This is a genomic window from Streptomyces sp. NRRL WC-3549 (assembly GCF_000721935.1).
Classification (GTDB): Bacteria; Actinomycetota; Actinomycetes; order Streptomycetales; family Streptomycetaceae; genus Streptomyces.
Map to the genome: position 1 here is coordinate 1042 of NZ_KL585400.1, position 11935 is coordinate 12976.

Here is an 11935-nt window from a genome sequence, read left to right on the forward strand (position 1 = left end):
CTCACAGACTACCGAGTCACCCAAATGAGATGGCTTCTTAGGGCCGTGGAAGGGCGCTCGATGGTGACCAGCGCTGACAACTGGCAACGGCTGCGCCGCAGTTCAGAGCGGCGATCCAGTAGACGGCCGCAGGTCACAGCCGTCCGTGATCAGTTGTGACTGTGTTGGGCAGCGGCCGCCCCTGGCCGAATCGCCACCTTGTATCCGCTTCGTAGACCTGTCACACAGTTGGAAGCGGTGTGGTCGCGTAGAGGGGGCGTGTCTATGTCGGGTGGCTATGCACTGGCGCCTTCGGCCTGGGCTGTCGAGCGGTTCGGGCAGCATGCCGGCACAGTCGCCGCGGCTGTTCCAGTGCGATTGGCCGAGGCCCACGCTAAGGCTCATGCCGCACACCGTGCGGCAGGGCTGAAGAAGCGGAGTCCCTACGGCGTCACCCTTGCTGGGGTGGTCCGCGAGAACCTGGCGGAGACGGCGCGGGAGCTGGGAGAGTCGGTAAGGGACGTGCGTGGATACGAGTATGCGGTGATCCACGATCACGCGCTCTTCCCGTTCCGATACGCCGACAAGCCGAAGCCCCTGGACCGGGCCCGACTGCCCGCCAACGTCTCACCCACTCGCCGTCGCCTCTTCCGGGCTCACGGGCCGCTGGGGCCAGACGCTTTGTTTGACGTCGACGGCACCGTGGCGACTGAGGAGTACCTGGGGCTTCAAGAAGCCTTCGAGGAGCTGGGAGCCTCAACGAGGCTTGTCTGTGTGTTCTTCACGGCCGACGCCGAGAACGGCATTCATGCCATCCACTGGGGAGAGGCCCACCTCGAACCGGACCGCACCTTCACCTGGCCCTACAAGGAACAACTACCGGTCGCTCCCGTCCCCCTGGAGTGACGAGGAACCGTGCCAACGGGTCAGCTCCAGTCCGTAGGACCCGGAGACTGGGGCCGTCTCTGGGCCGTCCAAGGTCGCCCAACGCCGACCGACAACGACAGAAGCCCACGGCATCTGAGCTGGTCAGAGCCGTGGGCTTCGTCAGGTCCGCTGGTCAGCGGGGCCGGTGATCAGTAGACGGGCTTCTGAGCACTGACAGGAGGGCCACCTCAGGGACGCCGCCTTGACCGTGTCCTTTAAGGCTGGAGTTCGCTCACCGCCAGGAGGTGCCCGCGGCTGGTTGCCACGCGGACCACGTCTCGTAGGGCTCGGGTCACTTCGGTCAGCATGAGCCGCAGGTCATCGCGGCCGGCGTCCTGGTCGCCGAGGACTCCTGCGGCCCGCTCCAGAAGATCGGTAGCCATCCCGAGCTGTACCGCTTCGATGTTGTCCGCCAGGCGGGACATGTAGCCGCCTCTGTCATCGGTGCTCAGGTAGCAGGGCTTGCCGTCCGGCCCCGACCACGGGAGGAGTCGCAGTTCGTTCTGCGGCGTCATCTGTGCGCCTGCCTTTCTTCAATCACGTGGTGGGTACTGAAGACGGCGTCGACACGATCCCCAGGGAACACGAGTAGTGCCGCCTCAACGACTCGCCCGGTGGTATCTGCCGCCACGCGAGTGATCGCAAGGACGGCCAAGGCTGTGTTGATCCGCAGGGTCGACGCCTCATCCGGCGTGGGGAGTCGAGCGGACACCGTCTCGTGCACCTCGGCCGGCGGCGAATCCGGCACAGAGAAGCTGGCTTCCGCCCACTCACTTGAGGGCCGGTCTCCGAGCCCCATGATCGGTGTCAGGTCTCGCGGCACGTAGACGCGGGCCAGGCTGTGTGGGGACTCTCCCTCGTAGCTGAGTCGTAGGAATTCGGTCAGTGGGCTTCCGTCGTCCACTTTCAGAAGCGCGGTCAGGTGTCCCCGCGCAGGCAGTGCCTTAGTGCGGACTGTCACGCGCAGGCCCACGTCTGCGGCAGTCCGAGGGTCTAGCGTGCCCCACCCACCGACGTACGTGATCTTGCGCAGCGGACGGCGGACGAAGTTGCCCTTGCCATGGATCTTCTCGACGAGGCCTTCTCCCTGGAGCACAGCGAGGGCGCTTCGCAGTGTCGCCGTGCTGACCTTGTACCGGTCGGCCAGGGCGGACTCAGACGGGAGCCGATCACCGGGCCCAATGCGGCCGGTCGTGATCTGGCGTCTCAGGTCGTCAGCGACGACGAGGCGGCGAGACGTCATGGACTGCGTCACCGCCTTCTCGTCATCCGCACGGCGACGAGCCGGGTCCGCCCGTTTATGGTCAGCAGCTCTCCCGACTCGAACAGGAGTTGCTTCGCGCCCTGAGGCAACTGGAAGAGGTCGCTCACTCGGCAGGCCCGACCGCCGACTTGGATGATGTCGCCCCGCAGAACGGTGGCCGCCGTGATCTCGACGTTGGATGCCAGCGCACCCCCGGGGGCCCAGCTGCTCACCGCTTCACCGCCGGTCGCGTGGTGTGGTCCGGCGCGGGGTGGCAGGGGCAGGCGCACGTCTCGTAGATCACCGGCAGGTCGACCGGCGCAGGAGATGGCGACGCTTCCGCACAGGCCGCGTGAGTGCCAACCCTGCATGCAGTCGACCGGTAGGCAGCCGCCCCGGCTTCCGATACATGGAGCTGTTGACGAGGGGGCATTAGCGAGCACCTGCCAGTGCCGAATAGGCCTCAGACGACAGTCGCGGCGCTACGACCACCGAGCGTTGGCATGCACGCTGCCGCTCCCAGGCCAGCACGTACGGGCGGACGAGCACGTTGTCCTCGCCCAAGAGCAGGTGAAGGCGATCAGCGGTGTCCGGCATCCAGTCCGGGACCTGTCTCTTATACGGCATCCAGTCCGGGACGGCTGGCGGCTCTACGGCGAGCGCGGGAGGCGTCGCCCCAGTTGCTCGGGACGGCGTTAAGGCACGGCGGTGCCTGCCCTTGGGGAAGTGCCGCGCTCTGGCGAGCGAGACGGCACGGCGGATACGGTTGAGCACGCTGCTCAGCTCCTATCGCTGGTAGCTCGGTCCCCCGACATCGCCCGTCGTGGGGGCCGCTTTACGTACGACCGCCCAAAGGGTGCGGCCGTTCAAGCTGGTGGCGTGAAGCCCGAATCGATCGGCCTCCGCCAGCACTTCCAGGACCTCCCGCCATGACTCGGCGGAGAGCGATTCCGGTACCTCCGTCTCGACCGACGTGCACCGGTCGCGCTCTTCCACGCGTGTGGTGAGCCCGACCGCCGATAACCGGGCGGCAATGGCCTCCGCGCTCACTCGCGAAGCGGGCACAGGGAAGCCTCCGTCACTCGGCGATCACTTTGAGTAAAGCTAGTTAACTAGATTAGAGCTAGTGGACTAGATTTTCCATATGCCTGAGCAACCGCCCTATCTCCGCATCGCCGACGAGCTACGGCGGCGGATCGCGGAGCACGTGTGGGAGCCGGGAGATCGCCTGCCTTCTCGCGCGCAGATCGGCCAGGAGTGCGGCGTAGGCGAGAACGTCGTTCGCCGGGCGCAGGAGCTGCTGATCTCCCAAGGCGTGCTGGAGGGTCGCGCAGGATCGGGCACCTACGTCGCCGAGCCCCGGCAACGCGTGCGAGTGGTGCGGTCCTCGGCGCGTGAGCAGCCGAACGGGTCACCTTTCCGGGCTGACATGAAGGCCGTCGGCAGGCAAGGGGATTGGGAGAGCCGGACGGACGCCAAGGTGCCGGCCCCCGCAGACATCGCGGCGCGACTCGGGATCGACGAGGGCGAGCTGTGCGTGCGGACGACGTACGAGTTCTTGGCGGACGGCAGGCCTGTGCAACTGTCGACGAGTTGGGAGCCGTACGACCTCACCGGCGGTACTCTCGTCGTTCTCCCCGAGGGAGGCCCGCACGCTGGAGCCGGCGTCGTGAACCGCATGGCCGCGATCGGCATCACGGTCAGCCATGCCGTGGAGCAGCCAGAACCCAGGCAGGCGACCGCCGAGGAGGCCTCGTTGCTCGGCGTTCAGAAGGCCGCGCTTGTCACGCACATCCGGCGGACGTACTACAGCGACGACGGTCGGCCCGTGGAAACAGCGGACATCGTGGTACCCGCGGCTCATTGCGAGATCGCCTATGAGATCCCGATCAGCCGATAGCCCAGGGACCCGCGGAGTGTCCGCCGTCAAACCATCCAGCCGCCTCCACAGCGGACCGTTGCTGCTTGGCGCAGATGCCAAGCCCACACCCAAGCGTTGACAAGTCAGCTACTAACTGAGTTAACTACTGGCTTATGGACTTCACTGTGATTGCTCACGCGGTAGAGGTGGACCACGGCATCAAGCGCCTCTCGATGCGCTTCATCAAGAAGTACGCCGCACCGGAGAGAGATCGACTCAGTGCGGCGCTGCGCGAGCAGATCAGCAAGGAGCTTGACAGGCACGGCTTGACGACGCTTCCGAAAACTCTTCCTCCATCCGAGAATGACTTCGTGTTCGTCATCCAGAAGGACAGCCCGCTAGGGCAGGTCGTGTCTCTGGCTGCCGTAGTGGCAGGCATGGAGAAGCTCGGCATGACGTCGTTCCCGCCGGGCATGTTCGACAGCATCCCTGGGACCTTGAAGGACCTCACGTGACATCCACGGCTGACATCAACGGTGCCGAACGCCGACAGTCGCCCACGGCCGTTGATAGCCGGTGAGTCCGTGCGGATCCACGGCGTAGCCGGGCAGTGATCGAACTCCTAAAGCGGGTGTCGCAGGTTCGAATCCTGCCGGGGGCACAGAGAAACACCTGGTCAGAGGCCCTTCCGCCCATCGGGCGGGAGGGCCTTCTTCCTCGCAGCACACATATGGCACACACGCCGCTGCGGGCAGAGGTGGGGAGCTGTGCGAGATGCCCGCGAAGGATGAGCTGACCCGGCGCCGGTACGAGAAGCTGGTCGACCGCTTGGAGGGCCTGATGCGGGCTTCGCTGAAGCCTCGCTACCAGGGCTACCGCGGGCAGCTGATCCGGCTTCGGCCCGGGTTCGCACACCTTCGCCAACGGCAAACCGCTGGAACTGGTGGCGGGCGCCGAGCTGGTGGACCTGCTGCACCGCCACGGGCTGCGCGGGAGGCTGGGCGGCGCTGAGCGCCCGGTGCCCCGCGCAGCGTACGGCACCGGAGAGCGAGACCGGCACGGACGACCACAACGTCCTGGGCATGTACTGGTCCGGCGACATCGCCCTGGACGTGTGCGCGCTCGTCTGCCAGGGCAACCGGGTGCTGGACGACGACCACTTCGTGTTCTTCAACAACCCCCGGACACCTGACGGGACAGTCCGCACGCTCATCCCCGTCACGCCGGACAGGGCGGCCGTCCAGGTCTCCTTCGACGCCCTGCCCGCGCGGGCCGACCGTCTCGTCGTCGTCGCCGCTGTCGACCCCGTCGCCGACCCGGGGGCCGACCTGTCCGGGTTTACCGACGCCGGTATCCGGCTGCTGGACGCCGAGCGGTCCCCCCTCGGCCGACTGGACGTCTCCGACGGCCGCCCGGGAGAGACCGCCCTCGTGCTGGGCTCCTTCCGCCGGCGCGCCAACGGCGACTGGGAGTTCGTCACCGGGGGCAAGGGCTACCGGGGCGGCCTGGAGGAACTGGTCCGGGAGTGCGGCATCGAGGTGGACTAGAAGGTCCCCCCGGAGCACGAAGGCCCCCGGAGCACGGATGCCCCCCGGAGCGCCGGACGCGTCCCCGCGGTGTGGCGGGGTCCCGGGGCCGCAGCGCTCCCTCCCCCGCACCCGGGGCGCGGGCCGGCGTTCAGGCCCGTCCGGGCACCCGGGGGGTGAGCAGTTCCAGGGCCTCCTCCCAGCGGAAGCGGGCGATCCCGCCTTCGGCGGCCGGGTCGTGGGGTTCCCGTGAGCCGATCAGGACGCCCATCGCACGGAGCCGGTCCAGGCTGGGCCAGTAGGCGGGGTGGGCGGCCTGGGCCGCGTTCAGGCAGGGCAGGACGGCGGTGGGGACGCCCGCGCCGTACGCCTCGCACAGGATGCCCAGGGCGAGGGTGTCGGAGATCCCGGCCGCCCATTTGTTGATCGTGTTGAAGGTGGCCGGGGCGACGGCGAAGGCGTCCGGCGGTGGCAGCGGGCGCGGGTCGCCGGGGCGGCGCCAGGCCGAGCGGATCGGGTATCCGGTCTGTGCCTCGACCGCCGCCGCGTCGATGAAGCCGAGGCCCTGCGGGGTGGCGACGACGCCCACGTCCCAGTCGGCCTCCTGGGCGGCCGTGATCAGTTCGCCGACGTCACCGGCGACGCCCGCCGCGCACACGACGACGTACAGGAAACGCTTCCCGGTCCGCGGGGTGGGCTCGTCGCTCATGTGGAGGCCTCCGGTCGACGGTTGAGGTGGGGTGGTGCGGTGTCCGTGAGGATCTCGGCGATCACCTGGCGGGCGGTGGAGGCCATCCTCACGTTGCTCGTCCGGTAGTACGCGAGCTCCATGAGGGCGATCGACAGGGCCCAGCCCCGCCCCCTCGCCCAGGCCGCGTCGTCCGTCGCCGTCCGCGTACGGAAGGCCGACCGGCCGGCGCCGTCCGCGTACGGAAGGCCGACCGGCCGGCGGCCGACAGCAGGTACCACCCCGCGATCAGGTCCACCGCCGGGTCGGCCACCCCCATGCAGCCGAAGTCGAGGACCGCGGTCAGCCGGCCGTCCGACACCAGGACGTTGCCGGGCTGGAGGTCGCCGTGGACCCAGACGCCGGGGCCCTCGGCCGCCGGGGCCCGGACGGCCTCCTGCCAGGCCGCCGCGGCCCGGGCCGTGTCGACGACGTCGTGCACCCGGTCCAGGGCCTCGCGTGGCGGCGTCCCGGGAGGCCGGCGGCTCACTGCGGTAGGCCGGCGGGGCGTCGTCCGTGCGATCGACGCCGCGCAGGGCCGCGAGCAGGGCGGCCAGGTCCGCGGCGAGGAGGGGGCCGCCCCGGACCGGCGCCGGGTTCTCGCCCTCCAGCCACCGGCACACCGACCACGACCAGGGGTACCCCTCGGCCGGGACGCCGAGGGCCGCCGGTTCGGGCACGGCGAAGGGCAGGTGCGGGGCGAGCCGGGGCAGCCAGCGGTGTTCGGTCTCCACGTCCCGGGAGCCGCCCTCCGTCCGGGGCAGCCGCACGGTCAGGTCCGGGCCCAGCCGGTAGAGGGCGTTGACCGTTCCGCCGGACTCGACCGGTACGACGGGCAGGTCCGCCCAGCCGGGGAACTGCCCGGCGATCAGCCGGCGTACGAGCGCCGCGTCGGTCTTCGTCTCATCGGCATGCATCCCGCCCGATGCAAACGGACCCGGGGCGGACCGTCAAGCGAAATCCGGCGGGCCCAGGCCGTCCGCCACGGCGGGACCGGTGCCCATGACGCTCGTACTGCCGTACCGCCACCCCGTCCGACCGGTCCGCGCGGCTTCTCCGGGGGAACCGCCCGCCGGGGCGCTCGCCTTCGGCGCGGAGCATCTGACCGCCGCCGGGCCGGCCTGCCGTCCGCGACCGTCGTGGACCTCGGCGTCGCCGACGCCGGTGAGTGGGCCGCGGTGGAGGCCGGCGCCGCCTGAGCCGGCGGCTGCTCCCCCTCCGCCCCGGGGCGCGCCCTGGACGTCGTGCTCCGGGGCGCCGGGCCCGCCGCCCAGCCGGGCGGACGGGACCGCGCGTGCGTACGGGTGACCGGCCGCTGACCGGCAGGGCTCAGCGCAGTTCCTCGGGGCAGGGCGTGCCCGGCTGGAACTGGTAGGGCGCCGCCAGCCGGTAGACCCCCGGGCGGGGTGCGAGGAGCTCCGTCCACTCGTCACCGTCCTGGTCCTCGTCCACCTTGATCAGGCAGCCGTGGTCGTTGGTGAAGTCCTTGGGGGCTTCCGCGTCCTCCTCCGAGCGCTTCTTGGACGCCTCGGTCTCCTGCGGCCGCTCCACGCTCTTGCCCTCGTCGTCCACGACGGCGAGCCAGCGCGAGTACGGGATGCGGATCAGCACCCGGCCGGCGGACCGCACCCGGATCGTCAGCTCCTCGGCGCCGGCCTTCTCCACGGTCGCCGGCGGATCGGCCATCGGGACCGGGTCCAGGACCCGGAAGAGCTTCCAGTTGGCGTCGCTCCAGACCGCCTTGAGATACGGCTGGCCCTGGTCGACCAGCTCCGCCTCCTGGACCGCACCGCTGGAGTCGGGCTTCCCCGTCGGCAGCACCACGTAGTGCACGGCCCAGCGGTCCAGCCACTCCCGGTAGTTGTCCGCGTCCAGGGTGTCGTCGTAGAAGAGCGGGTTGCGCTTCATGTCGGCCTGGCGGTTCCAGCCGCGGGCCAGGTTCACGTACGGGGCGAGCGCCGACGCCTCCCGGTGGCTGCTCGCGGGCACCACCTCGACCCGGCCCCGCTCCGCCCCCACCTTCTGGAGCTGGTTGACCAGGGGGGCGAGTTCACGGTTCCAGGAGGCGGCGGGGGCGGTGCGGACGATGTCGTCCACACTCTTGTAACCGACCCAGAAGTTGAATCCGGCGAAGACCAGGACCAAGGCGTACCAGCGACGGGTCCGGGGCGCGGTGTACGGCAGCGCGGCCAGCAGCACCACACCGGCGAACAGCATCGCCATCCGCGAGACGTTCGACCCGATCTGCGAGTCGATGACGTACGTCAGCAGGGTCCCCACCCCGTACACCGCGGCGGCCGTGCGCACGGTGTGCCAGTCCCGGGGCACGAGGAAGAAGATCAGGACGGCGAAGAGGAACGGCAGCGAGAGGGTCCCGAGCGACATCGGCTGCGTGCCCGAGAAGGGGAACAGCCAGGCGGACAGGGCCACGACCGCGACGGGGGCGAGGCCGATCGCGTACGCCCCGGGGCGTCGTTTGTTCAGGAACAGCGCGGCGGCCACCACACCGAGGAAGAGCCCGGCGACCGGACTTCCCGCCGTGGCGAGACCGGCCAGCGGGGCCGCGACGGCCGCTTTCGCCCAGCGCCGGTACCGCCAGCGGTGCGGCCAGCAGAAGACCGCGGCGACGGCCCCCAGGGCGAACATCATGCCGAGCCCGAAGGTCACCCGTCCGGACAGCGCGTTGCACAGGAAGGCGAACACCCCGGCGAGCGAGCAGGCCAGCGGGTTGCGCACGGCGGGCACCCTGACCAGGATCAGCGCGGTCAGCGCCGACGACACCGTACCGACGATCATCATCGTCGTGCGGACACCGAGCAGCGACATCAGGTAGGGCGACACCACGCTGTACGAGACCGGGTGCATCCCGCCGTACCAGGCGAGGTTGTACGCGGTCCCGGGGTGGCGGCCGACGAACTCCGCCCAGGCGTCCTGGGCGGCGATGTCCCCACCGCTGTTGGCGAAGAAGACGAACCAGAGCACATGGACGACGGCGGCGGCGGCGGTCGTCAGCGCGACGGGGTGGCGCCACCAGGGACGCCGTACGGGCGGCTCCTGCGCGCTCTGACCGCCGGCGGTCTGGGCGGGGATCCGGATCGACGCGTCCACGTGCGGCGACACGCTGCCGTCCGCCCGAGTCGGTTCAGCGGTGGTCACTGCGCCCCTCCCCGTCCTTTTCCGGGCCTGCCGAACCATCGATGTGCCACACGGTCCTCATCCGTACCGGGACGGCCCCGGTACGGGCCCTTCCGTCACCTTCGGGACGCTAGCATGTGGGATTTTCCGTGACACGCGGCATGTAACGACGCACCCGTTTCCGGCTCCCCAGGTAGCCGGTACCCGTCCCTGTCCGTGTCCACCCGCCCTGGGGCGGGGTGGACACGGACACGGGTCACGCGGCACGGATGACGCGGCACGGGTCACGCGGCACGGGGCGGGGGGAGCCCCTCGGTCAGGAGACCCGGGTCAGCTTGTCGCCGAACGACGGCTCGGCCAGGGCCGCGCCCAGCTTGACCGCGACCTTCACCTGGCTCGCTCCCTCACCCACGGTCATCGTGCCGACCCTCGTGCCCTCCGCCGCGGCGTTCGGGATCGTCTTGCCGTCGTCCGTCAGTTCGAGCTTGATCGTGAGGCCGGGCCAGCCGACCGCCTTCACGTCCTCGGCCACGACCACGTCGGTCCTGTGGCCGAAGCCGTCGTCGACGACACCGACGACCTGTCCCTTCTTCACGACGGTCCGGCTCTCCAGGAGGTCCTGGGTCGCGACCATGACCTCCTTGCTCACCGCGTTGACCGTGTCGATGATCGACGGCTTGTGCTGTCCCAGGATCGCGCCGACGATCAGCTGGTCCGTGTCGCCGACCTTCTTGTGCGCCGCGAAGAGCAGGTTGCCGCCGGCCTTGGTGGTCGTGCCCGTCTTGATGCCGAGGGCACCGTCGTACGGAACGAGGGTGTTGTAGTTCCGGTGGTACTTCCCCGACGGGTCCGTCCAGGACGGCAGCTTGGTGATGTCCATCAGCGCCGGGATCTCGACCAGCTTCTGGCCCAGCTTCACCTGGTCCTCGGCGGTGCTCACCGTGGTCGCGTTCAGGCCCGAGGGGTCGGTGTAGGTCGTGTTCTTCATGCCGAGTTCCTCGGCGGTCTCGTTCATCTTCTTGACGAACGCCTCCTCGGAACCCGAGTCCCAGCGGGCGAGCAGCCTGGCGATGTTGTTCGCCGACGGGACCATGATGGCCGTGAGGGCCTCCTGCTCCGTGAGCGTGTCGCCGGCCTTGATCGTGTTGAGGGTCGACTCGCCCACCGAGTCCAGCTTGCCCTCCGTCTCCGCCTTGGCGTCGACCTCGATGGCCGGCCCGGCCTCGCCCCTCTTCAGCGGGTGGGCCTTGAGCACGATGTACGCGGTCATCGCCTTGGCGACGCTGCCGATCGGCACCGCCTCCTGTTCGCCGAACGAGCCGACCGTGCCGAGGCCCGTGGCCGCCATGTAGCCCTGGCCCTCGTCCGGCCACGGCAGGGAGGGCTTGCTCCCCTGGAAGTCGAACGTCTGCTGCGCGGTCAGTTCGAGGGTGGGCTCGGGAAGCGGACGCACCGTCTGCGCGACAGCAAAGATGATCAAGGCGAGCAGGACCAGCGGGGTCCAGATCTTGACCCGCCGCACCGCCGTGCGGACCGGGGTCTCCGGGGGCGGCGGGGTGTTGGTCAGCTCGGCCAGGAGGTCCAGCGGCGGCTTGGGCGGCATGGGCTGCTGCCGGGTCCGCTCGGCCTCGACGTATCCGGCCGCGGGGCCGGCGGTACCGGCGTCCGGGGTGGCCGTGGGGCCGACCCGGCCGGTGGCCGCGCCTGACCCTCCGGACGCGTCAGGCGTACGGGACGGTGCGGAGGCGGAGGGCCGTACGTCGTCCGACCGCAGCGGGACGAACTTGCTGGTGCGCCCGGCGGAGGGAGTGCCGGAGCCGGTGGGCCCGGAGGATCCGGTGGAGTCCGGTTCGCCCGTCGGCTCCGCCGTGCGTCCGGTCTTCGCCTCGGCCGCACGCGGGGGCAGTTTCAGAGCCGTCGTCGGCTGGTCCACCTGCGGGCGTCTCGGCGTCTTGAAGACGGCCGTCGGCTGATCGATTCCTCGCTTGCCCCCGGCGGCCTCGGACGTCCCGGCGGCGGCCTCCTCGGAGGCCTCGGCCGCCTCCTCGCGGGACGCCGCCTCCTCGGTGCCGGGGGTGGCCTCTTCACGGCTCCTGGGGACGCGCGGGGTGCCGGCGGCAGCTTCCTCCTCCCCACTGCCAGTGCCGCTCCCGGCCTCCGGCTCCGACTCGGCGCCCGGCTCCGGCTCCGGCTCGGAGTCCCGCTTCGGCTCCGGGTCGGTCTTCGGCGCCGACTTCCCGGCCTCGGGCTTCTCGGGCCCCTCAGACTGCGCCTCGGCCTCTTCAGGCTTCTCGGGCTCCTCGGACTTCGGCTCGCGCCCGGGCTCCGCCCCGGACCCGGACTCGGACGGGGACCCTGCCGACTCGTCGTCGTCGGCGACCCAGGCGGCGACGGCGGAACGCAGCTGTGCGTCCTTGGACGCCTCGGAACCGGAGCGCTTGGCCGTCGCTTCGCCCCCTGCGGGCTCCACCTCGGATACAGGCAGGTCAGCGGTGTCGGCGGCGGGCTCGGCGGCCGGTGCGCCGGACGTCCGGTCC

The 11935-nt window shown here is 70.3% G+C and carries 10 protein-coding genes and 2 pseudogenes; 4 read left to right on the forward strand and 8 right to left on the reverse strand.

What is annotated here, in order from left to right; genetic code table 11:
• Positions 1-444 precede the first annotated feature (444 nt).
• Entirely contained in the window at positions 445-885 is a 441-nt protein-coding gene (locus tag IH13_RS0115750; protein ID WP_234433309.1) for a hypothetical protein, read from the forward strand.
• Between the two features lie 236 nt (positions 886-1121).
• Here the strand turns inward: IH13_RS0115750 and IH13_RS0115755 are convergent, their stop codons facing one another.
• From IH13_RS0115755 to IH13_RS44640, 4 genes are all read right to left on the reverse strand, one after another.
• A complete protein-coding gene (locus IH13_RS0115755; RefSeq protein WP_031084886.1) occupies positions 1122-1421 on the reverse strand; it encodes a hypothetical protein in 300 nt (99 codons plus the stop codon).
• Positions 1418-2149, reverse strand: a complete 732-nt coding sequence (locus IH13_RS0115760; RefSeq protein WP_031084888.1) for a GntR family transcriptional regulator — start codon at positions 2147-2149, stop codon at positions 1418-1420. The genes IH13_RS0115755 and IH13_RS0115760 overlap by 4 nt, the downstream gene beginning before the upstream one ends.
• An 8-nt stretch (positions 2150-2157) precedes the next feature.
• Entirely contained in the window at positions 2158-2382 is a 225-nt protein-coding gene (locus IH13_RS0115765; protein ID WP_031048504.1) for a hypothetical protein, read from the reverse strand.
• A gap of 553 nt (positions 2383-2935) precedes the next feature.
• Positions 2936-3214, reverse strand: a complete 279-nt coding sequence (locus tag IH13_RS44640) for a hypothetical protein (RefSeq protein WP_031084890.1) — start codon at positions 3212-3214, stop codon at positions 2936-2938.
• Between the two features lie 79 nt (positions 3215-3293).
• Between IH13_RS44640 and IH13_RS0115775 the strand changes: the two genes are divergently transcribed.
• From IH13_RS0115775 to IH13_RS0115785, 3 genes and pseudogenes are all read left to right on the forward strand, one after another.
• Positions 3294-4049, forward strand: a complete 756-nt coding sequence (locus IH13_RS0115775) for a GntR family transcriptional regulator (RefSeq protein WP_031084891.1) — start codon at positions 3294-3296, stop codon at positions 4047-4049.
• 134 nt (positions 4050-4183) lie between these two features.
• Positions 4184-4525 carry a hypothetical protein gene (locus tag IH13_RS0115780; protein ID WP_031084893.1) on the forward strand — a complete coding sequence of 114 codons (342 nt, stop codon included), beginning with the start codon at positions 4184-4186 and terminating at the stop codon, positions 4523-4525.
• Positions 4526-4899: 374 nt separating this feature from the next.
• Positions 4900-5557, forward strand: a pseudogene (locus IH13_RS0115785) (TerD family protein); the annotation flags it as partial.
• Between the two features lie 130 nt (positions 5558-5687).
• Here the strand turns inward: IH13_RS0115785 and IH13_RS0115790 are convergent.
• From IH13_RS0115790 to IH13_RS37615, 4 genes and pseudogenes are all read right to left on the reverse strand, one after another.
• On the reverse strand, positions 5688-6245 hold the full coding sequence (locus IH13_RS0115790; protein ID WP_031084898.1) for a flavoprotein: 558 nt from the start codon (positions 6243-6245) through the stop codon (positions 5688-5690).
• Positions 6242-7180: pseudogene (locus IH13_RS37610) on the reverse strand (aminoglycoside phosphotransferase family protein). Before IH13_RS37610 ends, IH13_RS0115790 begins: the two are co-directional and overlap by 4 nt.
• Before the next feature lie 412 nt (positions 7181-7592).
• Positions 7593-9419 carry an MFS transporter gene (locus tag IH13_RS0115800; protein WP_031084900.1) on the reverse strand — a complete coding sequence of 609 codons (1827 nt, stop codon included), beginning with the start codon at positions 9417-9419 and terminating at the stop codon, positions 7593-7595.
• A gap of 295 nt (positions 9420-9714) precedes the next feature.
• A partial coding sequence (locus IH13_RS37615; RefSeq protein WP_037841456.1) for a D-alanyl-D-alanine carboxypeptidase family protein occupies positions 9715-11935 on the reverse strand: 2221 nt, incomplete at its 5' end.

Bases quoted from the DNA above. Each gene is read 5' to 3' on its own strand.
- IH13_RS0115755 (WP_031084886.1), bottom strand. From the start codon at position 1,421: ATGACGCCGCAGAACGAACTGCGACTCCTCCCGTGGTCGGGGCCGGAC.
- IH13_RS0115760 (WP_031084888.1), bottom strand. From the start codon at position 2,149: ATGACGTCTCGCCGCCTCGTCGTCGCTGACGACCTGAGACGCCAGATC.
- IH13_RS0115775 (WP_031084891.1), top strand. From the start codon at position 3,294: ATGCCTGAGCAACCGCCCTATCTCCGCATCGCCGACGAGCTACGGCGG.
- IH13_RS0115780 (WP_031084893.1), top strand. From the start codon at position 4,184: ATGGACTTCACTGTGATTGCTCACGCGGTAGAGGTGGACCACGGCATC.
- IH13_RS0115790 (WP_031084898.1), bottom strand. From the start codon at position 6,245: ATGAGCGACGAGCCCACCCCGCGGACCGGGAAGCGTTTCCTGTACGTC.